The sequence below is a fragment of the Nostoc sp. genome, from assembly GCF_036917815.1.
Taxonomy (GTDB): domain Bacteria; phylum Cyanobacteriota; class Cyanobacteriia; order Cyanobacteriales; family Nostocaceae; genus Nostoc.
In genome coordinates this window covers 1-24,862 of the sequence record NZ_JBALEK010000009.1, presented here as the reverse complement: position 1 = coordinate 24,862, position 24,862 = coordinate 1, and the positions used below count along the sequence as shown (strand labels likewise).

At 41.9% G+C, this 24,862-nt stretch carries 17 protein-coding genes, 1 tRNA gene, 2 pseudogenes and 1 riboswitch; of the genes and pseudogenes, 5 read left to right on the top strand and 15 right to left on the bottom strand.

Features of this window, described 5'->3' with window-relative positions; all coding sequences use genetic code 11:
- Positions 1-472: 472 nt before the first annotated feature.
- Positions 473-823 (bottom strand): hypothetical protein, encoded by a 351-nt coding sequence (locus V7K97_RS02825; RefSeq protein WP_334799189.1) that lies wholly within the window; start codon positions 821-823, stop codon positions 473-475.
- A gap of 791 nt (positions 824-1,614) precedes the next feature.
- Positions 1,615-1,711, top strand: a riboswitch (TPP riboswitch).
- A gap of 7 nt (positions 1,712-1,718) precedes the next feature.
- Between V7K97_RS02825 and thiC the strand changes: the two genes are divergently transcribed.
- Positions 1,719-3,092 (top strand): phosphomethylpyrimidine synthase, encoded by a 1,374-nt coding sequence (gene thiC, locus V7K97_RS02820; RefSeq protein WP_334799188.1) that lies wholly within the window; start codon positions 1,719-1,721, stop codon positions 3,090-3,092.
- 349 nt (positions 3,093-3,441) lie between these two features.
- Positions 3,442-4,224 (top strand): ATP-grasp domain-containing protein, encoded by a 783-nt coding sequence (locus V7K97_RS02815; RefSeq protein ID WP_334799187.1) that lies wholly within the window; start codon positions 3,442-3,444, stop codon positions 4,222-4,224.
- 236 nt (positions 4,225-4,460) lie between these two features.
- Here the strand turns inward: V7K97_RS02815 and V7K97_RS02810 are convergent.
- From V7K97_RS02810 to V7K97_RS02790, 5 genes and pseudogenes are all read right to left on the bottom strand, one after another.
- Positions 4,461-5,078 (bottom strand): annotated as a pseudogene (locus V7K97_RS02810) (proprotein convertase P-domain-containing protein); the annotation flags it as partial.
- A 294-nt stretch (positions 5,079-5,372) separates the two neighbouring features.
- Entirely contained in the window at positions 5,373-6,326 is a 954-nt protein-coding gene (locus V7K97_RS02805; protein WP_334799186.1) for a hypothetical protein, read from the bottom strand.
- Positions 6,327-6,684: 358 nt separating this feature from the next.
- Positions 6,685-8,004: a diaminopimelate decarboxylase family protein gene (locus tag V7K97_RS02800; protein WP_334799185.1), complete on the bottom strand. Its 1,320-nt coding sequence runs from the start codon at positions 8,002-8,004 to the stop codon at positions 6,685-6,687.
- Entirely contained in the window at positions 7,992-9,890 is a 1,899-nt protein-coding gene (locus V7K97_RS02795; RefSeq protein WP_334799184.1) for an asparagine synthetase B family protein, read from the bottom strand. The genes V7K97_RS02800 and V7K97_RS02795 overlap by 13 nt, the downstream gene beginning before the upstream one ends.
- A 5-nt stretch (positions 9,891-9,895) precedes the next feature.
- Entirely contained in the window at positions 9,896-10,516 is a 621-nt protein-coding gene (locus tag V7K97_RS02790; RefSeq protein WP_334799183.1) for a DUF3859 domain-containing protein, read from the bottom strand.
- 468 nt (positions 10,517-10,984) lie between these two features.
- On the opposite strand from V7K97_RS02790, the pseudogene V7K97_RS02785 reads away from it, so the two are divergent.
- Positions 10,985-12,117, top strand: a pseudogene (locus V7K97_RS02785) (VOC family protein).
- A gap of 167 nt (positions 12,118-12,284) precedes the next feature.
- Here V7K97_RS02785 and V7K97_RS02780 read toward each other — a convergent pair.
- The 3 genes from V7K97_RS02780 to V7K97_RS02770 form a co-directional block, all read right to left on the bottom strand.
- Complete coding sequence (locus tag V7K97_RS02780) at positions 12,285-12,536, bottom strand: DUF7219 family protein (RefSeq protein WP_334799182.1); 252 nt, start codon at positions 12,534-12,536, stop codon at positions 12,285-12,287.
- Between the two features lie 1,034 nt (positions 12,537-13,570).
- Complete coding sequence (locus tag V7K97_RS02775; protein ID WP_334799181.1) at positions 13,571-14,002, bottom strand: hypothetical protein; 432 nt, start codon at positions 14,000-14,002, stop codon at positions 13,571-13,573.
- A 3-nt stretch (positions 14,003-14,005) separates the two neighbouring features.
- The gene (locus V7K97_RS02770) at positions 14,006-14,860 is read right to left on the bottom strand and encodes an FAD-binding domain-containing protein (RefSeq protein WP_334799180.1); all 855 of its coding nucleotides are present in this window, start codon (positions 14,858-14,860) and stop codon (positions 14,006-14,008) included.
- A gap of 617 nt (positions 14,861-15,477) precedes the next feature.
- Between V7K97_RS02770 and V7K97_RS02765 the strand changes: the two genes are divergently transcribed.
- Positions 15,478-16,803: a calcium-binding protein gene (locus V7K97_RS02765; RefSeq protein WP_334799179.1), complete on the top strand. Its 1,326-nt coding sequence runs from the start codon at positions 15,478-15,480 to the stop codon at positions 16,801-16,803.
- 743 nt (positions 16,804-17,546) lie between these two features.
- A complete protein-coding gene (gene hisC, locus V7K97_RS02760; protein ID WP_334799178.1) occupies positions 17,547-18,638 on the top strand; it encodes a histidinol-phosphate transaminase in 1,092 nt (363 codons plus the stop codon).
- Positions 18,639-18,825: 187 nt separating this feature from the next.
- Here the strand turns inward: hisC and V7K97_RS02755 are convergent, their stop codons facing one another.
- From V7K97_RS02755 to psbZ, 6 genes are all read right to left on the bottom strand, one after another.
- Positions 18,826-19,677, bottom strand: a complete 852-nt coding sequence (locus tag V7K97_RS02755; RefSeq protein WP_334799177.1) for a universal stress protein — start codon at positions 19,675-19,677, stop codon at positions 18,826-18,828.
- Positions 19,678-20,599: 922 nt separating this feature from the next.
- Complete coding sequence (locus V7K97_RS02750) at positions 20,600-21,865, bottom strand: glutamate-5-semialdehyde dehydrogenase (RefSeq protein ID WP_334799176.1); 1,266 nt, start codon at positions 21,863-21,865, stop codon at positions 20,600-20,602.
- 4 nt (positions 21,866-21,869) lie between these two features.
- Complete coding sequence (locus tag V7K97_RS02745) at positions 21,870-22,277, bottom strand: hypothetical protein (protein ID WP_334799175.1); 408 nt, start codon at positions 22,275-22,277, stop codon at positions 21,870-21,872.
- Between the two features lie 987 nt (positions 22,278-23,264).
- Positions 23,265-23,336: transfer RNA gene (locus tag V7K97_RS02740), tRNA-Gly, on the bottom strand.
- A gap of 114 nt (positions 23,337-23,450) precedes the next feature.
- A complete protein-coding gene (gene ribH, locus V7K97_RS02735) occupies positions 23,451-24,029 on the bottom strand; it encodes a 6,7-dimethyl-8-ribityllumazine synthase (RefSeq protein WP_334799174.1) in 579 nt (192 codons plus the stop codon).
- 190 nt (positions 24,030-24,219) lie between these two features.
- Positions 24,220-24,408, bottom strand: coding sequence for a photosystem II reaction center protein PsbZ (gene psbZ / locus V7K97_RS02730; RefSeq protein WP_334799173.1), 189 nt, complete (start codon positions 24,406-24,408; stop codon positions 24,220-24,222).
- Positions 24,409-24,862: the final 454 nt, after the last annotated feature.

The following is a 24,862-nucleotide window of genomic DNA, read 5'->3' as shown; positions in this document are numbered from 1 at the left end:
GTTCGTTTTTCTTTCTTGTACTTAAATATGGTTTAGCGCATCTTCATACAGAATTGGTATTACGCAAAATAGCTCTCAAACTCTTATTCCTCCGTGTTCTCTGTGCCTCTGTGGTTCGATTTTCCGTTACCTTTGCGTAAGTCCTAATAAAGTAAATATTAACTAGAGTGCGTTACAGATATATACGAATTTGAGGGTTTGATAAAGTCTAATTTAGCCTAACGCACTCTCCAATTTAAGGTTTACTTGATAAATTATCTCTGATAATTACCTAACTACACTTTCGCTAAGAGCTAGGTTGACAATAAATAACAACTATAGTAGTCTTATTTGATTTCTGAACAGGATTTCAGATAAAACCTTGATGAAACAGGCTCTTTAGTCTCAGGATTTTTTCAAAAATCAAATCAGAGTCCTATTGCCATTAAAATTATTCCTCAACAATTTCAACTGTTTTCGGAATCTTAGCTTCTTAGACAACATTACTGACTTCTGAGCTAAGTTCATTTTTCAGTTTGAGTTTTAGCTCCTCTGTAATCGATAAATTTTTAATTTCTTTGAGCAGAACTTCAACGGATTCAGTTTTGCTACGTTCTTTATAAACGGCTGTAACAATGGCTTCAAGCCCATATCCGGCTACAGCATCCCCTACAACTGTTATTAGACCAAGCAGGGCTATGCCTCCAAGGATACCAAAGGGACCTCCTAATGCTGTAAGAGTAGCTGCAACGGCAGCAGAACTACCTCCTGATGTAACCGTTAGAATCACGAGAATTACACCAGGAAGACCCAGACCAGCAAGTTTTTTAACGATTTCGTCCATTGTAATTACCTAAAATCCTTACACTCTTGGTTAAAACATTAAGATGGGTATGAGACTACTTTTCTCACAAGTATATATAGATAAGAATTACTCCCACTAAGATTAAGTAAAGACTATACAAATTTTATCTTTATTTACTCTTAATCTGGTAATTAACTTATCAATAAGTACTAGCTTTACAAATGAACTTGAACTACTGAATCATCTCAGCTTTATCAACAAAATGCAATAGGGGTAAAACAGTTAAGTAGAAAGTTATTAAGACAGTTAAGACAGTTAAGACAGTTAAGATAGTTAAGATAGTTAAGTAGGTGGTTAAAATTAAATATAAGATAAATAAAAAACTCCACCCACAAGGGGATGGAGTTCTTAGTTATTAGTCATTAGTACCAATGACAAATGACTAATGACTAAAGCGGCGGGGCGGCTATCCCTCTACAGACACCTGGGGATGGAGTTTCCCGCCGCTTTCAGTAAAATCTAAAAAACGGGTGCTACGAGATGTCTGCTCCATTGTGAGTTAGATTAAAGGATTTAGAATATTTGACCCTTTTAGAGTTGCGGTCAGCGACAACAGTTCCTCAACGGACACGAGATCGCGCCCACATAATTCCATTCCCCCTTCAATAGACATTATTCAACAAAAACAGCGTAGGCGCAGCCCGCACTTCTCTACGAGACGCTGCGCGAACGGCTGCGCTCAGTGACCGTCGTAGACATCGCCAGACTCAGAAAAAACAGCATAAATTTTTAATCCCCTTGCCCCCAGATATAACGAAGGTGGTACACTACATCAATGCTAGGGGTGCCTACATAACCAGGCTGAGATCACACCCTTAACACCTGAGTCTGGGTAATACCAGCGGAGGGAAGCTGTTTATTGAGGAATGACAATATGCGGACAGAATGGGTTGCTAAACGACGTGGGCAAAGTAATGTATCTCAAATGCACTACGCCCGCCAAGGTGTGATCACCGAAGAAATGCACTATGTCGCCCAACGCGAAAATCTTCCGGCTGATCTGATTCGTGACGAAGTGGCGCGGGGACGAATGATTATCCCGGCTAATATTAATCACACTAACCTAGAGCCGATGGCTATTGGCATCGCCTCAAGATGTAAGGTAAATGCTAATATCGGCGCTTCCCCCAACTCTTCTAATCTTCAGGAAGAAGTTGATAAGCTAAACCTGTCGGTAAAATACGGTGCTGATACCGTGATGGATTTATCCACAGGCGGCGGTAACTTGGATGAAATTCGCACCGCGATTATTAAAGCTTCACCTGTTCCCATTGGTACGGTGCCAGTATACCAAGCTTTAGAAAGCGTCCACGGGACAATTGAGAATCTGACTGCTGATGATTTTCTCCATATCATCGAAAAGCACGCCCAGCAAGGAGTAGACTATCAAACCATCCATGCAGGGATTTTGATTGAGCATTTGCCTTTGGTGAGAAACCGGATTACTGGTATTGTCTCTCGCGGCGGCGGGATTTTGGCGCGGTGGATGCTACATCACCACAAACAAAACCCGCTTTATACCCACTTCCAAGATATTATTGAGATTTTCAAAAGGTATGATGTCTCCTTCAGTTTAGGAGATTCTCTGCGTCCCGGCTGCACCCATGATGCCTCAGATGAAGCACAATTAGCTGAATTGAAAACCCTCGGACAGCTAACTCGCAAAGCGTGGGAAGATGATATACAGGTGATGGTGGAAGGACCTGGACACGTTCCAATGGATCAAATTGAGTTCAACGTCCGTAAGCAGATGGAAGAGTGTTCGGAAGCACCTTTCTATGTTTTGGGGCCATTGGTGACAGATATTGCTCCTGGGTATGACCATATCACTTCAGCTATTGGAGCAGCTATGGCTGGATGGTACGGGACTGCGATGCTGTGCTATGTAACACCAAAAGAACATTTAGGTCTACCTAATGCCGAAGATGTGCGGAATGGGTTGATTGCCTATAAAATAGCGGCTCATGCGGCTGATATTGCTAGACATCGCCCTGGTGCAAGGGATAGAGATGATGAACTTTCTAAGGCGCGTTACAATTTCGATTGGAACCGTCAGTTTGAATTATCACTCGATCCAGAAAGAGCTAAGGAATATCACGATGAAACTTTACCAGCAGATATCTATAAAACTGCTGAGTTTTGTTCGATGTGTGGGCCTAAGTTCTGCCCAATGCAAACTAAGGTTGATGCTGATGCGCTAACAGAATTAGAGAAGTTTTTGGCGAAAGAGGCTGTGACTCAAAGCTAATACCATTTGGGATTTTAGATTTTAGATTTTGGATTGGAATCGCTTTATCTGTCTGGGTTCTATTAATCCATCTGTCCTAATCATTTTTCAAATTGGTATAACAGATTGTCACATCGACTTTAGTTTTGTCGGGTGCGTTAGGACGAATGTCCTAACGCACGTCAAATTTTCTGAATTTTCACGTTATGTGGAAAACCTCTCTCTAAATCTCTCTCCTAAAAGGAGAGAGACTTTGAATTTTCCCCCTTCTCTCCTAGGGAAGTGGTTTTCTTCCCTGCTCCCCTACTTTTTTCACTTTTTGGAAGCCCTACTATAATTAGTAATTAGCTGTATATTCCATCCAAATATTGTGAGATTTCTTTTTCCTAGTGATTACTTCAATCCTAAGAAAGCAGATGCAGCATACTTGGGACAAGTTGCTTGTATGCAAAATGCTGGGTTTGCAACTTCTGTTATTTCTTTGGAGTCGCTGGGATCTGGTTCATCAAAGATTATCCCAGTCCCCACTTCTGATTCAAAAGTGGTCTATCGGGGTTGGATGCTGTCGCCCGAAGATTATGAGTTATTAGTTAGTGTTGTAGAGAGTACAGGGGCAAGTGTCTTAACTTCTAAGGCTGAGTATCTAGCTACACACTATCTGATAAACTGGTATCCCCTGATTACTGATTTAACTCCAGAAACTAAATTTTATTCCGTTGATGATGATTTAGAGAGTGAGTTGAATCTACTTGGCTGGAATGGATTTTTTATCAAAGATTATGTTAAGTCTCTCAAAACCTCAGTTGGTTCGATGATTGATAAAGCTTCGGAAATCGAAACAGTGGTTGCCCAAATGCAGAAGTTTCGGGGCAGTATTGAGGGAGGTATTTGTGTCCGGCGGATTGAAGATTTTGTGCCTGAAACCGAGAGGCGTTACTTTGTCGTATATGGTAAACCTTTTGCCGCTTTACCAGATGAAGAAATTCCAGAGATTGTTTCTGAGTGTGCCAAGCGGATTAGAAGTCAGTTTTTCTCTGTGGATGTCATAGAGCGTAGAGATGGTACTAAGCGGATTGTAGAAATTGGTGATGGCCAGGTATCAGATATTGTTGGATGGACGGCTGAACGTTTTACTCAACTGTGGGTAGTGTGATGATTGAACCTTTGCGATCGCTATGCGTTTACAGCAATTTTCATGTATTTGAACCACATCTGTCGTAAGGGCACAGCATTGCTGTGCCCTTACCGCGCGGTCTATTTACCTGAAAATAGCTGTAACCCAAGGGTATTGGTTTACAGCAGTTTTCGTGTATTTGAACCACATCTGTCGTAGGGGCACAGCAATGCTGTGCCCTTACCGCGTGGTCTATTTACCTGAAAATAGCTGTAAAATCCAATTTCAATGGTGAAACTGCGAATCTTTCCTGTATCTGCCTCAGCTTTATCTGCAACTTCCAGAGTCCAGGTTCCTTGGGGACTTTTACCTTTAAAGGCAGCAAGTTTAAGCGTGTTTACCTGGTCATAAGTTGTTTTAATATTATCTGTAGCTCCACCCTAGCGATCGTGCAGAACTATGGGAAGTATGCCTATTTGCACGGGAGGAAGGAGAGGAACTATAAGATCCCCAATAAAAGTATGCTCGATATCTACATTAACTTTGATGGATTTGATCGGGCTGTTATTAGCGATCGCCAGGGATAATGTTGATACTTGCAAGTCGTTAATGAGGATATCTTGGACTGCTTTGAATATGCTAATGGGCGATGTTTGCGCTGGCTTGGCCAATTCTACAGCTTTGAGAGCATTGAGCCGACCATAACCGTAGAAGGGGCTGCGACCATTGGCATCATATTTACCTCCATCTGGATCAATGCGATCGCTAGAGCGTTTTATAATATCTCGCACTTCGTCCCAACGCAGATTTGGGTTTCTGGCAATAATCAAGGCTGCTACACCTGCTGCACCTGGACAAGCACTAGATGTTCCGCCGAATTCGTTCGTGTAATACTTTGAATTTTCCCCCTTCCCGCACTTCGTGCCGCTACGCGAACGTAGGGAAGGGGGTTAGGGGATTAGGTTTTTCGTGGTTTTTCCACATAACGTGAAAAGTCAGCTAAGGAATGAATGCTAAAAATAATCTTATTAACTTGGTGTTATAATTGTTTAATGCTGTCGGTTACTAAAGCAAAATTATCGGAATTTAAAGTTAATTATTATGTGGACATGGGATTTTTACCCGATAATTCTCATTTCAATTGTAGGGGTAATTCATGAATTACCCCTACAATTGAAATGAGAATACTAACCAAAACTTTGAACAACATACATATCATTTCCTGTATCGCCTACTAAAAGTAAGCTGCTGTCAGCACTTCCTAAATCTCGACTGCCAGCAATACCCTTTTGCAAAACTTTAATTATGCTTTGGGGACTGAAAGATTCCAATTCTACAAAGTTTCCAGATTCTAACCATGCTAATTCTTCAGCAGATAAACTTTGACGAACTTCTTCAGGTAATTGTTTAGCTGCTTGCGCCGAATAGGGAGAGGATTGAATGAACATTCCGCGCTTAGTAGCGATAATTTGACGTGGTGTTAATCCAATATCAATAATCACAATCTCGCTATTGAGAAACCAATCAGCATTGGTTCTCAAATTATGAACTAAACCAATTCCTCGTGGATTGCAATCATGCACTGCATAAACTTTCAAATCGGCATTGCGGCGCAGCATTTGCATTGTGGTGTCAAAAATGCTTTGGGGATATCCAGTAATGCTGAGAATTGCACAGTTGTTTTCAAAGTGAAAATTATTAGCAATTAATAGTTGAGCAATAGTAGCACTATCACAAACGACTAATCTATCAAAACTGTAAGCCGTTACATCAGGATTAATTGTAGTTGGTTTATTTTCCTGGTTTGGAGAAGGAAGAATTTTAAGAATTGAACCATTGATTCGCTGCCAGTGATCTAGCCAATCTTTAAACTGAGATGGTGAAAGTAAAAATTCTTGTCTTAGGAATCCAATTCGCCCTAGTTGCCGAGTTCCTAAATATATAGACAGCATTCCCATAATCACAAAAATTACAAAGAGGCTAAAAGAGTTTGAGGTAATACTTGTTGAAATTCCTCCAACCAGAATAATTCCTCCTATAATTTGTAAGTTTTTAGCATTCGCTTTGCGACTTGTATTATTGAGTTTATTTGAGTTACTCTGGTTAACAAATATACAAATGAATACGAAATTTACTATCATCAGACCAATTCTTGAGGAAAATGCGAAAAAATTAAAAGGTAGATATAAAAATAACCAGCCAAATTGTGAAATTGAATTCGACTTTTTTCTTAGACGATTATCTAGAAAATAAAAAAGTTGTTTAGCTGTAAAAAATAAGGTGTTATTTGCGGAAATGTCATCGATCGCCTTTGCAAAAAAAGGATCAGTAATCTTAATATTACTCATACTAGTCGGTTCAAAGGCAAAGAGATGATTGCATTTTAGACACCGACCTTGATTCACTGTCCGGTCTTTTAGTTTATTTTCAGTTCCGCAGTCAATACACTTCATAATGGTTGTTTGATGTTAGTTATTAATTGATCGGGCTTGATCCCCCCTAACTCCCCTTTTTAAGGGGGGAACTATCAAGTACCTGATTTGTTAGCAGAACACTGTAGTCTTCGCGCCGACGAATCAAGCGATGTGTGCCATTTTCTAGCAAGACTTCCGCAGGTTTGGGGCGGTGTAAAAAGTGAGATGACATGGCATAACCATAAGCACCGACATCTAGAATGGCAACGATATCACCAATTTCTAGGGCTGGGAGTTGGCAATTTTTCCCCAGATAATCTCGTGAATAGGTGGTGTTACCACAGATATCAGTTGTGAATAGGGAATGGGGATTGTCTGCTTGCTTCCAAGTGATGATTTCTCGGTAGCCGCCGTGTACTGAGGGTACTGAAAGATTAGCAACGGTGGTATCAACTCCGACAATCTGTTTTTCTCCTTGCCATTTCACAGAAACAACTTGAGCCAGCAAAGTGGCACATTCTGCGATCGCACTTCGTCCCGGTTCAATCACCAAATCAATTTTCCGTCCCAAACGAGTAATTCTCTCGGTTAATTCCGCCCCAAATATTTCCCAGTCAAAGGCTGCTTTGTTGCGGTGATACGGGTAGCCAAAACCACCACCAAAATCTAAATATTCCCAGTCTGGTAACTGTTGGGCTGTGGCGATTACTGTATCAATCACTTGGGTAAAAGCTTCTGTGGCGTTAGTTCCCGTACCTCGATAGAAGTGTAAGCCACTTAGTTTTAATCCCACCTCAGCAGTTAAAGCGATCGCATCACTAAATTCCTCTGGACGTACACCAATGCGGCTATCTCCGTTAATTTCTGGCAAATTGAGGCGTAAACCCAGCCGAATAGATTTATCTGTGTATTTGGGCAAAACTTCGCAGCACAACTGCAACTGAGCGAGGCTATCGAGATTGAGAGTTGTAACTCCCCAATTCAAGACTTGTAGCATCTCAGCCCGATTCAAATTACTACCGCTATAAACAATCTCACTAGGATCGAAACCAGCTTGCAATCCCAGGTAAATATCTCCTGGGGTATTGGCGTGAAGTCCCCATCCAAATGAACGAAAAATTTTTAACAGCGCAATGTTGCCATTAGTAACACTAGCAAAGCGAAATTGCGTGCGGGGATAGCTGACTGCTTTGGTAATGCGCTCAATAGTTTCGCCCAAGCGATCGCTAAAATAAACATAAAGCGGAGAACCGTAGTTATTCAGTAACTCCTGAGCAAGTTCCTTGGAGAATGGGAGAGATGAGGGAATTAATTTTTCACTCTTAACTCCCAACTCCCCACTACTTCGGCTTCGCTCAGTACAAGTCCCAACTCCCAACTCCCAACTTTTATCTAACTTTGCCATCGCTTATAACTCCTCCATAGCCGACGATGTAACCAAAAGGGATGATCCCAGGACTGTTTACTTGGTTCTTCCTTTAAAACGTGCGATCGCCAAAGTTGCCACATAATTAGTAACCAGAGTGTTTCACCAATCCGCCGGTCTTGAATAGCAGATCCTAGTTTGCCTTCAACGATTTGTGCCGCAATGTGAGGATAAAAGTGATTGTGAGCGCGAAGTATCTCAGGATTGAGCCAGATGCCTAGCTGATGCCAAAAATCATTTAAGCACCAAGAAGTTAAGGGAACCCCCATACCCCGTTTTTGTCGCCAGACAATTTCGGGCGGGAGCCAATTTTCTACAGCCCGTTTGAGGATATATTTCTCACAGGCTCCTTGCAAACAGAGTTCTCCAGATAAGCGAAATGTCCACTCAGCTAAAGGTAAATCACAAAAAGGCGATCGCACCCACAACCCATGACCAAACCCCAATGCAGTGGCACGGGGATGGATATTCTGCGCTCCTTTGAGCATCAAACTGGCACGGCGCAAGCGATGCAGCAACGATGGACACTCATGGCGATCTAGAGCCGCCAATAACCAATCTTCGCGATGCAAATTTTGGATCTGTCCATAAACCTCTGGCTGATAAACTTGAGATTCGTATCCCCCAAGACGGTGAAAGGTGCGAAGATATTGTTGGATAAAAGTTTCCTGTCCGGTGGGATTTTCTGCCTGATAAACACCTGCGGCAATTAAAGGTTTATTTGTCCAACCAGCAAACAATTGATCTCCACCTTCGCCGTTAAAAATTACCTGAGTTTCCTGACTCGCCCTCTGAGACAGGAGATACAACGGCACACACACGCCATCCCCAAAGGGCAAATCCAATGCTTCCACAGTCGGAACTAAGGCATTCTTGATCGAACTTGGCGTGACTGCAACTTTAATAAGGGGAATTTTGAGAAACTGGGCGACTTGTTCAGAGTATGGATATTCTGAAATCCCTGCATCACCAAAATCTAAAGCATAAGCGCGGACTTTCACCCCTGCTTTTACCAGTAGCGCCGCCACCACTGAAGAATCAAGTCCGCCAGAGAGAAACACCCCAACAGGCTCATCTTTTAAATCGGCAATCTGTCGCTCAATGGAGTCTTTCAGGAGAGTTTGCAATTCAGTAATTGCAGTAGCTTCATCTGTTAACTGTTCTGGCGCTTCCCGCCATGAGTGGATGTTTTTAGATTCAGGCGTTTGCAAAATACCTGATTGACAATCACTCTGCCAAACTAATTCAGTTCCCGCCGCAATTGCAAACACTCCATTAATCGGAGTTAAAGGTGTTGGAACGTAGGAAAAACAGCTATAGCCATATAACCCAGAAATGCTAACTTCTGACTGTTGCAAAATTGGTAAGAGTAGTTGCAGTTGGGATGCAAACCAGATTACTTGTCCTTGTTGAGTCCAATACAAAGGCATCTTTCCGAAAGGTTCTCTACCCAAAATTAGGCAGTTGTTTTCCTCGACACTTACCCAAGCATCGGGTGAAGTTAATAATCCTGATGCGGAGATAGCAGCAATTTGATTTTGTCGCGGTGGGGAATTTCCATCAAGTCCGATGTAAACAACATTCCAAATTTTCAGACCTAACCCCCTAACCCCCTTCCCTACAAGGGAAGGGGGAAAATTCAAAGCCTCTCCCCTCGTAGGGGAGAGGTTTGGAGAGAGGTTTTCTAGAGCCTGTGAAACACCCCTAGCCTTCCCTACAAGGGAAGGGGGAAAATTCAAAGCCTCTCCCCTCGTAGGGGAGAGGTTTGGAGAGAGGTTTTCCCCGACACTACTTAACAGCGCTTCCAACTCGTGTTGAGCGCCATAACCCCAATAGCCAAGAAAGTGATGCGGAATGTTGCCCATCTGGACTATTTAACTTCAAAGGTTTCATCGCTAATTTGCCGACCTTCTAGGAACATCTGCACCTTCCAATTGCCAACAGTTGCATCAGAGTTAATAGTGTAGCGACACTGAGTATCCCAGACAGACGTATTAATTTCGCGGGTTTGATAATTATTTTGCTTGACAATTTGACCAGTTGGGTCAATCCAATTACAGGAAAGAGCCAGCTTTTTACCCAAGGGTGCATCTTTTAAGGTGACACGGTACAAGACTTCTGGATTGGTTTGGCGGGAAATTGTCTTTAAATCGCCGCCACTATCTTGTGTCAAAGTGATGTGGTCTTGTTGAGCAGAAACACGGGAAAGTGCAGAATTCTGCTGTTGCATGAAAAATATTGTAGATGCAATGACAACCACTACAACTGCCACCACTCCAGAGGTAATCCATCGATTCCGGCGTTGCTGTACCTCCAGTGCTTGACGGCGATTTAATTGAATCAGCGCTTCATCTAGTAACTCAGGCGGTAAATTCAACTCCTGTAAAATTTCTTTAACCTGCTGTTGGTCTAGTTCCGCTTCCCGACGCAATTGCAGACCTTCTACTTCCGTGACTATTTGTGATAATTGCTCTTGAGTCAGTCGCTGCATATAGCTTAACTCCTGTTAAAAAAACTTTATAGCGATCGCTAATTACGTGCAATCAGAAAAACTCTATATTTAGACATCTGACTTTTTTAGGTACATCATAAGCTACAAAATAAAGTTGTTGCTTTTCGGATTCTGTCTGAGATACTTTTTTGAAATGCTCCCACCGCTTCTCTCGTTCCCATGCTCTGCGTGGGAATGCATTCATTGAGTCTCTGATATCATGTCCGCATAATTAGTTATGATTCCCACAGTCATTGCACCCCACCCCCAGCCCCTCCCCGCTCTTCGGGAGGGGAGACAGAGCGTAGCTTTGGCGGGGTGGGGTTCTTCAGGTTTCTCTCGTTCCCATGCTCCGCCTGGGAATGCATTCATTGAGTCTCTGACTCAATATATTACCCATTCCCCGGCTCTGTATGCGAACGAGGAATTGATTTTGACCAAATCTAAAATCTAAAATCCAAAATTGCTATGAATCACGAACAACAAACGAAAATTGAAGGAATCTATGAAGTCTGCATTGGCATCCCAGAGCCAATTTCTGCAATTCAGTATTGGGAACAATTTGGCTATCGCATTGGTGAAATTGGTGAATTAACCGCAGATGTCGCCCATCAATTATATGGAGTTAATTCGTCTTTACGCTCAATTCGCCTTTAGGATTTGTGTAAAAATAACCTGAACAATTTTTGTGTGAAAGCTAGATTTAGCAAGCTATTCCAAACAAATTTTGTACAACTTATTTTTACATGATGCTTTACCACCAAAATGCAGATCATGGTTTGATTCGGTTGATGGTTTGGCAAAACCCCACCCATGAAGGTTTGGGAACAGCGTCAATGAAAATTAAGGGAAATCGCTGGGCGACAAGTTTAACGGCGGATGTTTTAAATGTTTTAAACCATATAGAAGATGCAAAATCCGTGGGTTTCCCTATTAGGTATACCAACCCTTATTGGGAAGTCATCTACAACAAAGAGAGAAAAAGCCGTCCTTTTATTGAGCCAGCAGTTGGTGTGCGAGAAATGCTGCTACTGCAACCCTTCGCTCGACAGGTTTTATTTCAACGGTTTGGTTATACCCTACCGCATTACGGACAAGTTAACCATAATGCTCCACTCAAGACTAGTCAGTTTACCCATATAGGAATCATCGTTCAGGATGACAGCAAAGAAACCCTGAAGTTTTATGAAGAAGTTTTGGGTTTGCTGCGTGTACGTGATGATGTCGAAACTAGCTATGAATCTTCGCTAGCAGGTAGAGATATTTTTGACCTTAACCCTGGTGAGAAGTTTATTGTCACGACCTTTGATGATCCTCGTTCTTCTAAATCTGATCTGATGGCTGCACGTAGTGGTAGACTTTATATTATTCGATTCCCAGAATCTATTAGTTTAGAATCGCGCTTTGAGGCAGCCCAACCAGGTAGCTTGGGTATGTCTTTATATACCTATCGGGTTAAGGGAATACAGGAGTATTGCGATCGCATCAAGGGGAGTACCGCACAAAAAGTTACAGATATCATTACTAATGAATTTGGCGAGACTAGTTTCTCCTTTATTGCACCAGATGGCTACTTCTGGACTTTGCTAGAAGCTAATTAACTAGTGCAAGAAGGAAGCAGGGGAGCAGGGGAGCAGAAGAAGAATAACAATACCCAATGCCCAATACTTCTCTTCTTAGGCTGCGCCAACGGCAGCTCTTGGAGACGCTACGCGTAGCAAGATCCCCGAAGGGGTACGCTCAGTACAAGTACCCAATGCCCCATTATTTAAATTTCATTTCCACCAACAGCCAGTTGCTTTTTGCTATGTTTCAGCTGTTTCCAAAGTGCCCTAATTTGCTGGTAAGCTTCTTCCTGAGACAGTTTACCGGCTGTTTCTAGGCAAGTGATGTAACTAATTCTTTGGGAAAATTCTTGGAGATTGGCATTAAACACTAAATTCTCTGGCTGGAATTTACCATAATATCGGCTACGAGGGTAAAGAAAATTGTTTTTATCTTGCGAGTTAGATTCTGTCATCAATTTGCTCCCAGTAATTTCTTGTTAAATTTCTACACTTGGTTTTCATCTATGTGTAAATACACACTAAAAAATTCCAATTCCTGAAGAAGTGAATATTTTAGCTAAATATAATATATAGCAGTAGGCAAGAGGCAAGAGGCAAGAAGATTTAACCAATAATTCATAATTTTAATACCTGCGTACTGTATAAATTAGTATTGTATACTCTTAGTAAAATAAGTGTTTTAAGACTTGTATTAATTATTCTTTTATGATAAAAGGCACACTGTAGGCGCAATTCATGAATCATTGATGTCAACTTAACGTAGAAGTCAGGTAAGAGAAAGCGTTCCAAAGTTGCCCTCATCCCCTAACGCCTTCTCCCAACTTGGGAGAAGGGGAACTAGATAATTTGCTCCCCTCTCCCCAAAATGGGCTACGGTGTACACACAAGTCTTCTAACATTGCCCTACAAGCTTTTGATCCCCCCAACCCCCCTTAAAAAGCAGGGCTGATTCATTCCCTAAAAGACCTTAATTTACAAGCGTATCAGTCAAAAAAATCAGGTTTTTAAACACTCTAATTGGGTCAAAAACCAGGCGATCGCACTTAAATTTACCGATTGAAACAGTAATTTTTCGATTACCAACTCACTAAATTTTCTGGTTGATACTCTTGACAAAATTCTGATCTGAACGAATGAAACAGCCCTGCCCTTAAAAAGGGGGGCAAAAACCCTTCAAAGTCCCCCAATTTATCGGGGGATTTAGGTGGATCTTCAACGATTTGGGTTTTCTACAAAGATGTGTGTACACCGTAGCCCCAAAATGGGAGAGGGGCTGGGGGCGAGGGCAAAACTCATACAGTCAGAAGATTTCAGCTTCATGTTGACATCAATGTTCATGAATTGCCCCTACCGTGAGAGTCTCCTTGCCATCAAAGAATGATTCATAAAAACCGGAAACGACGTATTTACGTTGATTCTTTTATACAGTGCGTAAGTCCTAATTACTTAATCTAGTTTGATTTATTCTCACCGACTTACGTAAGTCCTATTTCTGAAGAAGTTTTTCAAAAACATAATTTTGAGCCACTTTCCAATAGCGCGAGAACCGTTTCAGGTCAATATAGCCGTCATAATCAAAAAATGGTTCTACCTCTAGCACTTCCACTGCTATAGAAAGCTCCATTTGATTACAGATATGATCAAACTGGGGACTGGGACTAGCGACTGTGACAACTAAATTGGCATCATGTTCTTGAGCAAAAGCTAAAATTTCTTGTGCCACATCGCCACGACGGATAACAACGGGTAACTCTAGCAAACACTCGTAAATGAAAGCGAGGCGTTTGAGACTCAATTGCCATTCCTCTATCAAAGCCTCATCCCAAACCCAAATAGCTGGCGCATCGGGGTATTTTTGCAATCCAGGGTTGTATGGACTGAGACAATCTCCATGTACCCAAACAATTGGTTGATTCATTTTTCACTTTTTACTTTTCTTTCCACGCTGCCAACTTTGGCTATTAGCTTGTTTGCTAAATTCTCCTTTGGGAAAAAGTCGCTCTTCTAATTCTTCATAACTGCCTTCAAAATCACAATGACCCAAAAGCGGACATTTCTGGCAATAAACGCTTTTGGTATAGCGTTCTAAGTTGTCACGGTTGAAAAAATACGGTTTATGACTAAAAGTGCTGGCAACCCATTGCCATGACATATTATTACTAGCAGGATCTCCATCTAAAAGGTGTTCGAGAAACCATTTTGCTCCTGCTTGCCAACGAACACGCCGCCAATGGAGAATGTAAGACGCTAGCCACATCCGGGCGTGGTTATGTAGATAGCCAGTTTCTTTCAAGTCACCGCTAAAGCTGTCGATGCAAACTCTGCCTGTGGTTCCTTGCCTGATATCTGGCGGCAATTCGGGTGCATATTCACCCACAGCGTAACCAGTTTTGTACTCTTCTTGGTCTTTCCAGATTCCATCTCCTAACTTGATATACAACCGTTGCCAGTAGTCGCGCCAACCTAACTCGTTAATTAGTTTAGTAGCATCATCTTGGTGTTGTACCTGCTTAAGGACATAATCTCGAATTTCTCGCAAGCTCAAAACGCCATAGCGGATGTAAGGCGAAAGTCGTGTAACCGCACCTGTGAAGAAATTACGTGTTTGGGCGTAGCGAACTGGGTCGATTTTTTGCAGCGCTTGTTGTGCTGCTTTGCGTCCCCCCATAGTTTCGCTGATGTGGCGATCGCGTTCTGCTGCACCTGGGAATTGTTCGCGCAGATAGGCTACCAACTCATCGCGGTTGGTAAATTCGCGTTGCATATCTTTAGTCATCTGAACTTTGAAGGGTGTGAATAGGTATGCATATCTTTATACAAAAATGTATTCTTAATCGCATTAATATCTTAATGTATTCTTAATCACATGAATTAATATTTTAAAGATTCAATAAAGAGTATCATGAAGATTTGACAAAGAAGTTTATTTAGCCTTTCACTCAATGATATAAATAATTCCAGACAGATTCAAAAAAATAGATAAAAATACGGTGTCCTTCTAACAAGCCCCTAAATTTATTTGTGGGGATTGTAATGCCTAAATTTTGAATTCTGAGCGTATCCCTTCTCTTAAGCAAGCTACGCACACCGTCCCCTAGAGAAGCAACGTAACCTAATTACTTACCATTTGGTTAATTATTTAAGAGATTTTCAGGAAATAAATTATCTAATTTTTTAGAGTAGGCATCTCACTTGTCCCCAACCAAAGGCGGGCTTTTCGGGTCAGCCCACAATAAGTAGCTGGATATTTTTTATTTAGAAGTTTCTAACCAAATAATTAACATTTTCTAACTATAAGATTACGCAAATGGGAAGTAATCTACATTTAACTGATGAATAGTTCTTTGACTGAGACTCAACTTACCTATTGGTAAGAAATTCAGGAGAGGTAATATGGCATTTATTTTCGGCACTACAGGTTCTGACAAGATAAATGGGACTTCGGGAAATGACACGATAGTTGGTTGGGCTGCTGGTGGTAATGCCAATAGTCTGTCCGGTAACGATACCTTGAATGGTTTGGCTGGTAACGATTTACTTAGTGGTGGGACAGGAAACGACAGTTTAATCGGTGGTCTTGGTAATGACACACTTGATGGTGGCACAGGTATCAACATCTTGGATGGGGGAGCAGGCGACGACACTTACATTATTGGCAGCGCTAGTGACACCATTAGGGAAGCTACTAATTCAGGCATAGATAGTGTCCGGTCTTCTGTCACCTACACACTGGGCGCAAATCTGGAAAACTTAAGATTGCTCGGAACTAACGCCATCGACGGGACAGGTAACAGTCTTAACAACTTCCTCTTTGGTAATACTGCTAACAACACTCTAAATGGAAGAGCGGGTGATGACACACTAGACGGTAATTTGGGCGATGATATCCTCAATGGTGATGACGGCAATGATAGCCTACAAGGTGGTCCTGGTAATGACGTACTCAATGGGGGGGCTGGAAATGATACCCTCATCGGTGTTTATCCTGGTAGCTTAGTCCCACCTGGATTAGGGGAGACTGATATCTTAACTGGCGGAGCTGGGGCAGATACATTTGTCTTAGGGGACGCTTTAAATATTTTCTACGACGATAACAACCCTACGACTAGTGGTTTTGGGGACTTCGCTACTATTACTGACTTCGACTCTAGCCAAGATCAAATTCAACTCAAAGGAACTCCACAGGACTACCGCTTGCAAGTTGTTGGAAACAACACACGAATATTTGCAGAGCAAGCGGGACAAGTAGATGAGCTTATAGGTATTGTGCAGGGAAGAAACAATCTCAAACTTAATACTGATGACTTCCTTTACTATGAGCGGGAAAATGCTGGACAAAGTACAAACGACACATTGAATAGCGCTGAAGGGTTAGGTTCCTTATCATCAGGCTCAAAAGTTAATATTTCAGGCGAGTTAGCAACAGTTCAATCGAGGAGCAATCCCGATGTTGACTTTTTTACATTTTATTTACCAAATTCAGGAACCGTCACTATCAACACAGTGACATCAGGAAAGGCAAATATTGGACTGTTTAACTATTATGGGGCTTTAGTGACCAGTCAAAATTCGTCATCAATTACTGGTTTACTGAGTGCAGGTACATACTCAATTTCAGTGAGTAAAGATTCTTTCTTGCCTCAAAATAATGGAATTTTCTTTGGTACCAACTCTGAACCTGATTTTTCCTATACGCTAGGAGTCAGTTTTACACAATAAGAACGTTGTCAACTTGAAGGAGTACTGACATTAGAAAACAGATTGAAGGAGACTTTTTTTGCTGACTAGGGGAATAAGTCACTGTGTTCCCCCTTTAGGGACTTCCAACAAATAAATTCTCCAATCTTCTGGAGTGGGCAACATGAGCGCCTTTGTATAGGGGCGGGCGAGACGCCATTGGTGTCAACTTAACGTGAAAGTTAGTTCAGAGAAAGCGTTCTAGAGTTGCCCTCATCCCCTAACCCCGAATCCCAAGATGGGAGAAGGGGAACTGGAGAATTATGCTCCCCTCTCCCAATTTGGGAGAGGGGCTGGGGGTGAGGGCAAAACTCATGGAGTCAGGAGATTTCAGCTTAAGTTGACACCAATGGCGAGACGCCCACCCCACAAGAAATAGTTGAGTATTTTTTTATTTGTCAGTCCCTTACCCGACAAAAGACTTTTTATAAAGCACCAGAAGTCATAATAGGAATCGTAAATTGTTTTTGAAAAAATCTAAGTAGTCTTGTAGGGTATGTTAACGCATAAAGTACAGCACCAAAAGCTTGGAATGGTGCGTTACGCTCCGCTAACACACCCTACGTGTATTTCAAAAACCAAATACTAGTCCTATATTAATAACTATTGAGCAATCCAATCTTCATTTTTAAACACTAAACAGGAAAATTGAGAAAGTAATATGCCTTTTTGCTTGCTGAATCTACTGAAACGTAGCTCGTCGTAGATATCACACCCAATACCCAATGACCAACTACTTTCGCTCCAATGTTGATGCAATGGCTAGCTATGTTCCCGGTGAGCAGCCCCAACGCGGTACACAGATTATTAAACTTAACAGCAATGAAAACCCCTATCCTCCTTCTGCTGCGGCATTAGCTGTACTGCGAAATATCGATGGGGAGTGGTTGCGACGGTATCCAGAACCTTTTGGGGGTGAGTTTCGCCAAGCTGCAAGTAAAGTTTTAGGGGTTCCTAGTGATTGGATAATTGTGGGAAATGGTAGTGACGAATTGTTGAGCGTGATTATTCGAGCCTGTGCTGAACCTGGGAAGAAGGTAGTTTACCCGATGCCAACTTACGTGCTATATCGCACATTAACAGAAATGCAAGCTGCGGAAATTATTGAGATTCCCTACAGCGAAGACTACAGCTTCCCTTTGGAAGAACTAGTTGCAGCTAATGGTGCTGTGACATTTATTGCATCGCCCAATAGTCCATCGGGGCATTTGGTGGCAACAGATGAACTGCGAAAATTAGCGAGTCAGTTATCTGGAGTTTTAGTGATTGATGAAGCATACATAGATTTTACTGAAGACAATGCATTGGCTTTGGTAAAGGAATACGAAAATGTGATTGTGATTCGGACACTTTCTAAGGGGTACTCGTTGGCGGGATTGCGATTGGGCTTTGGGGTGGCGAATCCCAAACTGTTGCAGGGATTGTTTAAGGTGAAAGATAGCTATAATATTGATGCGATCGCTTGTGCAATTGGTACGGCTGCCATCACCGACCAAGATTATAAAAATGCCTGTGTAGCAAAGATTAAGACATCACGGACTAAGTTAACAACAGACTTGAAAGAGTTAGGTTTTCATGTTTGGGAATCCCAAGCTAACTTTTTGCTGGCACAGCCAAGAGAAACAAAGGCAGAATATCTTTATCAAAAACTGAAGGAACGGGGAATTTTAATCCGTTACTTCAAGCAGCCTGGACTAGACGATAAATTACGCATTACTGTTGGTACTGATGAGCAAAATCAGGCTTTAGTGGAGGCACTAATTTATTTGTTAGAAACTGGGGACATGGCAACAACTAAAACCTCAGCTACACCTTGAATTTTGACTTTTCTGCTTCCAAGAAATTGCTTTTTGTGAGGTATGTCGCGCCAGAGTGTCTCCCGAAAATATCATTGGTGAATTTTCTCTCGTTGTCTGAAACCACCCTACCGTTTCCTTGTAGGGAAGGGCTAGGGGGGTTAGGTTTGCGAGACTTAGATGTTAAAAATACTTTTCAAACATCCTCTTAAGCAATTGTCCGCGCCAACAATACCGGACAAGTGGCATTGACTCGAACATAGTCAGACAAAGAAGAGCCGATGAGTCGGTCTATATCCACAAAACTCTTAGCGATGGATGGACGACGATCAGGAGAACCCAGCAATAATAAGTCTATATTCAACTCCTCTGCCAATCGACAAATTTCTTCACCTGGTTTGCCACTGCTGATATAAGAACGAGATTTAGTGCCTTGTTTATTAGCTTCGGCAACGGCGGCTGCCAAAACTGGATTTTTCTCTGAGTTAACCTCAGTTATTTCCGATTTCTTACCACCTAAATCTGTACTAACATTTGCCAAAATTAACTCGCCACCCTGAATGTCTCGCAGTAAAAACAGTGCCAACTTCAAGCAGTTTTTTGCTGAATCAGAGTTATCTATTGCCACCATGATGCGCTTAATTTTTTTAACATAAATGTCATCTTTTACCAGCAACATGGGGCGAGAAGATAGTTGAAAAACATACTGACTGACTGAGTTTGATAAAATCGATTGCAGCCGTTTCAGTCCGCGTGAACCCATAATAATCAAGTCAGCGTCAATTTCATCAGCTACTTGGCAAACCACATCTTTGGGGTCGCCTTCACGCAAAATTGAAGAAACCTGGCTAGGATCTAAATTCAAAGTTTGAATGGCATTGGCCAGAATTTTACCGCCATTTTCCCATTTAGCTGTCATAGTAGCAGCAGTATTTTGGGCCTGAACAACATGCAAAATTGTCACTTTCGCAGATTGAATTGAAGGGATTTCTTTCAGGTTTTTGAGCATTTCTTCTGCGTGTCCCAATCCCGATACAGCTAGCAAAATTCTTCTGATCATCTTACGTAATTTTTGTTAAGTTTACTTTTTTCGCTGTTAGTACTTGGCTCAGGTCGGATTTTCGCCGCCTTGCTCGACAACCTAGTAGTCTGTCAAGTTTAAATTGATGGGTAAGCAAGTTTGTAGTCAGGACTTTAGTCCTTATTTTCTAAGCACTAAAGGGCTTACTAAAAACCCTCAAAACTAACTTGACGAAGCACTAGTTAGTAATTTGGCACAAATAAACTTTGTTTTTTAGTATTTAAAACTCAAAATAAATGGTTAGTCTTAAAAACTAAATAAATATTTAAGTTTATTTGCACTTAGTTACTAAAGTATCAACTAGACTTCAACTGTTAAGCATACTCTCAATTTAGCCTGATAAACTTAATAAATTATGATGTTAGTTATTATTATTAATCTATGTTCACTTTTTTTAATTAGAAGTTCGTTAAGTATTGCAAAGAAATGCTAAAATAACTCTTTAGGAAAATTTCTTAGTCTCAAATCCTGCTAGACGTACCATATTCTCGGCGTTTTTTGAAGTTTATTGCAGTTTTGCTAACTCAGATAAGATTGCTATATCCGAACACCAGAAAAATGTGAAATAAGGGACTGACAAGAAATAAATTATCCAAATAAACGAACCACAGAGACACAGAAAATACAGAGAAAGGAGAAATAGAGAGGTTTTGGGTCAGTTTTGGGACATTTTTTTATTTGGAAGTCCCTAATAGCATCTGAATTCAGGTCATATTTCATACTATATTGAATATTTAAACCCCCCAATAGAATCTGGAGGGTTTATCTTACTTGTGAGATTCGCTTAACTTAGATGCGCTCCTGGTTGTCCGTTTTGGACTACAAAGGAAGCTAGGGTTTTAACAGAGGCAACGATGCTTGACACAGCGCGGTAGGTTGTAATGGTGCAATTACGAATTATTTAAAATCTGCCATTTCCCTGAACAATGTGCTTAACGGTGGTCAAAGTTTCCAAGCTGATAAATCCTCGGCGATGACCTTTTTGATTAGACATGCCGAGAAATACTGAATCTCCCCGCGAGGGGTTCCGGGAAAAACGCGGGGAAGTGTTGATGTAGGTAGAGGCACTGTTAACTCCTAAAGCAAACTGCCGACTTTCTTGGTAAGATTCAGTAACGATGGAGTCGGCATGACCATTACTGTGTTCATTAATCCAGGCGATCGCAGTCTCTAAGCTATCCACCAATTTAAAAGCTACTGTCCTAGTTAAATAAGGGTTTCCCCATTCGCCTTCTTTCACCAACTGCAACTGGGGAAAAGCTTGTACTAGTTCTGCATCCCCTTTAATTTCAAAGCCTTTTTCGATCAAGCTGTTCCACAAAACTGCTAAGGATGATGGCAAGGCTTGACGATGAATTAGTACTTTTTCAATGGCGTTTACTTGATCGGGTTCACTTTGATGGCTATCAAGAATCATCCAGCGTACCATTTCCAAGCTGCTATTTGGCGACCAGTAGAGATAACAGTTACCCATCGCTGACTTTAAAACTGGGCAAGTTGACTGTCGTACTACCTGCTGCACCAAGCTAGAACGTCCGTAGGGAATCACTAAATTCACGTACTGATCTTGGGTAACTAAATCCCGAATTGAAGCACCATGTTCGGCTGTAATCAGTTCTACACAACCCGGAGGTAGTCCAACTTCGGCGATCGCATTTTGCAGTACTTCCGCGATGGCGGCGTTGGAATGGCTAGCTTCAGTACTACCTTTGAGAATTATACTATTGCCAGTTTTAATACAAAAACCTGCTGCGATCGCTCCTAAATCGGGAAACGCTTCATAAATAAATCCAATCACTCCCAAGGGCATTAACTGGGTGTAACTCTGGGAATCTGCCAGTTGATAATCAGCAGTTCTGACGCGCCGCAGTGGATCTGATAATTCCCCCAACCGTTGTAAAATGTCCACTGTCATCTCTAGCCTTGTGGGAGTCAGCTTTAGCCAGTCCAATATCAACTCCGGCACTGCCATTTCCCGACTGGCTTCTAAATCCAAGGTATTGGCTTCGAGAATGTCGTCAAATGAGCGCTCAAGCGCCTGTGCCATCGCCAATACTGCACGACTCCGGTCAGCTCCCTTTGTGATCCCCAACTTCAGGGAAGCTTGATAGGCTCGTTGGGCACTAGTAATCGGTTCGGGGTGGTCATCCAAAACTTCAACAGTCATTGAGTTAACGTCTGTAGGTAAGCCAGACCATTAATGCTGGCAGAATAGCCAATAGCACCGCCACCATTGCCCAAGCAATAATGCTGGAACCATTTGCTAATCGCAGTGCTAATGGCAGCCATATAATCACTAGCACGAAAATAATGCCCAGCGCTATAGGCAGATAGCTTTCTCCCAAGCGGGGATGGACAACATGCCAACTATTTCCCATCCAACGCCAAGCCCGCTTATAGGGATAGGTGGTAGAAAGCTGTTCTAGGACATGACCATTATCTTCTACGACAAAGATTTGCTGACAGCGATCGCAACCAAATGCATCTGTCAGCGTAATCGGAATTAACTGACCCCGACGACGACAGGGACAGGGGTAGTCGGTATTGAAATCGATTTTTTCAGGTTTTTGAGATTGCACAAGCGTTCTAATAACTTGAGCGTGTTTTACACGAACTGCGAGAATATAATACCTTAGAGGCTTCTTTCTTTATATACATAGACAGGAAATGCAAACATCGACATGATTGCATACCGTGGATGTTTCTAAATCTAAGTATCGTAGTTGTCATATCTGTACGGATTTATCTGTTTGTAGTCTTTCCCCGTAGTTGGCAATCTTATTTAAAAATTCCCTTCTCTTCATCTGTCGCTTTCAAGGTAATGTGGTTGCGTTTTTGGGCATTTTATTGTGCTGACACACCTGGTAGAATTTTAAGCCTACGTAGCGACCACTTCTAAAACAAATCATTTAACTCATCCCCCGGCTTGAAGCCGGGGGGAAATCGAAGTCATTAGTCATTAGTCAAAAGTCATTAGTACCAATGACCAATGACTTTTGACTAAATCGGCGGGCGGCTATCCCGGACACCCCTTGAAGTGGTGTGATTCCCGCCGATTTTCCTTGAGAAGGCTACGCTCATAAACAACAGACACCAACAAAACCGCTAATTTTCCTTTGAGTCACTATATATTACTATCAGTTATCAAGGTTAGATCGGGATTACGTCCAATCTCTATTCCTTGTAGTTTGGAAGCGTTTCCAGAACAGTAATTGCTAAAACATCTATCAGGGTGTGACTTTTTGCCCAAATAATAAATTGTGGCTAACTTCACTGCTAAAAGACGCTTCGCACCTGACATTAACTAGCCACCTGTAATCCAGTGTAATACACCCTACACAAAATGAATTGATTACACCTACAAAGATTGTAGCCAAGCTAATACACATCTACACCAGTCTAAAGCTGGCTTTTATATTTCTTAGCAAGTGGGTAACGAGATTTGAGTGGGTGATACTCACATTGGGAGCGGTTCACAAAAATGGAGCGAGAATCAACGAACAGATCAATGCACCCTAAAAACACTAAACCTCTTAGAATTTTTAACTCCAAGAGGTTTAGCTGGAAGCGGGTAACGCGATTCGAACGCGCGACATTCACCTTGGCAAGGTGACGCTCTACCACTGAGCTATACCCGCAATCATTGCCCGAATATCAATATCTCAGATTTATCTCTAATTGTCAACCCCTTAATTTAGTCATTAGTCATTGGTCATTAGTGAATAACAAAGCACAAATGACTAATGACTCATTTAGCCTAGTTCTTCTGACTCAGCAGTTAAATTGCCGACGCTGGCATTTTGAAAAGAGGCTGGTAAAGACTGGCTAGTACGAGAATATGGCTCTGCCAGGTTAGAACGCAGTTGCCGCATCAGGCTTGCCATTTCTAGGGCATTCAGGGCGTAATCCCAGCCATGATTACCTTTTATGCCTGCCCGTTCTAAGGCTTGCTGCATAGTATCTACTGTCAAAATGCCAAAAATTACTGGCACCCCAGTTTGAAAGCTAGCGGCGGCAATGCCTTTAGAAACTTCGGCGGATACGTAATCAAAATGAGGTGTTTGCCCTCGAATGACTGCACCTAGACAAATTACAGCATCATAACGATGGGAAAGTGCTAGTTGGCGAGCTACTAAAGGTACTTCAAAACTTCCCGGAACCCAAACATAGTCCACCTGATTACCGTGGGGGTTAGGATCTACACCGTGGCGTTTCAAGCAATCTTGACATCCCTCTAGCAGCTTTCCGGTAACTAGGTCATTAAATCGACCAATCACCACTGCAAACCGCAAAGGCTCCGTTTGGGTAAAAGTTCCCTCGAAAACTGCCATGATTGCCTCTTAATCAACTATACTTCTGGCCAATATACATTTCTTATTAAAATGTAGAGGAGCAGGAAAGCACGATCGCAAACAAAGGAAATCGGAAAAAATTTCTCCTTTTCTCCTTAGGGCTTTAACCTTGGCTCTTCTGCTCCTCTAGTTCTTATATTATGTGCCTGTGCCAGAGCGAAGCCGTCGCCTACACGACAAAAAAGTTTAACAAACCAACTAAAAATACCAAAGCAATCCAGACACCAGAACCAACCCAGAGTAGTTTTTTAGATTCAACCCAATTTTGGGGAGTGGCGTAAGCAACGGGAACCCCAACAACTAGGACGAAAGACAATAGGACTAGACCTATCAGAGCAAATTGGAATATTATAGTCATTTTTGCTTCTCCCAAAACAGCGAAACAGTGATATATCCTACAGTGACATACTCCTACACTGACTGCAAGCAGTACAGTGTAGGCTGATCAGTGACTACCAGTATCCCGTCGGACATTAACAGAGGCGGAGCGTCTCCGGCTCTCCTGAGCTTTGCTTATACTGCACGAGATGCACCTTTGCACAGTTGAACAAGTACAAAATTTTTAAAACCGCAGCTGCTACACTTGGGGAAACCCAAAACCGCACTGCCTCGGCTTTGTACTCTAAAGAGTGACACTAACGCTTTTTTATTGTTTTTAAGTCACCATAAATTGCCACATTTTAGTCATTTGTCCTTTCTCCTTGATCTAACGCTCTTCATTGATGCAATTAAGAAAGTATTTACTCAAGTGACGATGCAAAAGGCTGAATACGCATGGATGAGATTATATCCATCCACAGTGTATCAGTCAG

What these genes read in the sequence shown, in the direction of transcription:
- psbZ (WP_334799173.1), bottom strand. Translation starts at nt 24,408, where the DNA reads ATGACTATAATATTCCAATTTGCTCTGATAGGTCTAGTCCTATTGTCT.
- V7K97_RS02805 (WP_334799186.1), bottom strand. Translation starts at nt 6,326, where the DNA reads ATGATAGTAAATTTCGTATTCATTTGTATATTTGTTAACCAGAGTAAC.
- V7K97_RS02770 (WP_334799180.1), bottom strand. Translation starts at nt 14,860, where the DNA reads ATGACTAAAGATATGCAACGCGAATTTACCAACCGCGATGAGTTGGTA.
- V7K97_RS02755 (WP_334799177.1), bottom strand. Translation starts at nt 19,677, where the DNA reads ATGATCAGAAGAATTTTGCTAGCTGTATCGGGATTGGGACACGCAGAA.
- V7K97_RS02800 (WP_334799185.1), bottom strand. Translation starts at nt 8,004, where the DNA reads ATGGCAAAGTTAGATAAAAGTTGGGAGTTGGGAGTTGGGACTTGTACT.
- V7K97_RS02765 (WP_334799179.1), top strand. Translation starts at nt 15,478, where the DNA reads ATGGCATTTATTTTCGGCACTACAGGTTCTGACAAGATAAATGGGACT.
- thiC (WP_334799188.1), top strand. Translation starts at nt 1,719, where the DNA reads ATGCGGACAGAATGGGTTGCTAAACGACGTGGGCAAAGTAATGTATCT.
- V7K97_RS02825 (WP_334799189.1), bottom strand. Translation starts at nt 823, where the DNA reads ATGGACGAAATCGTTAAAAAACTTGCTGGTCTGGGTCTTCCTGGTGTA.
- ribH (WP_334799174.1), bottom strand. Translation starts at nt 24,029, where the DNA reads ATGGCAGTTTTCGAGGGAACTTTTACCCAAACGGAGCCTTTGCGGTTT.
- V7K97_RS02775 (WP_334799181.1), bottom strand. Translation starts at nt 14,002, where the DNA reads ATGAATCAACCAATTGTTTGGGTACATGGAGATTGTCTCAGTCCATAC.
- V7K97_RS02750 (WP_334799176.1), bottom strand. Translation starts at nt 21,865, where the DNA reads ATGACTGTTGAAGTTTTGGATGACCACCCCGAACCGATTACTAGTGCC.
- V7K97_RS02780 (WP_334799182.1), bottom strand. Translation starts at nt 12,536, where the DNA reads ATGACAGAATCTAACTCGCAAGATAAAAACAATTTTCTTTACCCTCGT.
- V7K97_RS02795 (WP_334799184.1), bottom strand. Translation starts at nt 9,890, where the DNA reads ATGGGCAACATTCCGCATCACTTTCTTGGCTATTGGGGTTATGGCGCT.
- V7K97_RS02790 (WP_334799183.1), bottom strand. Translation starts at nt 10,516, where the DNA reads ATGCAGCGACTGACTCAAGAGCAATTATCACAAATAGTCACGGAAGTA.
- hisC (WP_334799178.1), top strand. Translation starts at nt 17,547, where the DNA reads ATGACCAACTACTTTCGCTCCAATGTTGATGCAATGGCTAGCTATGTT.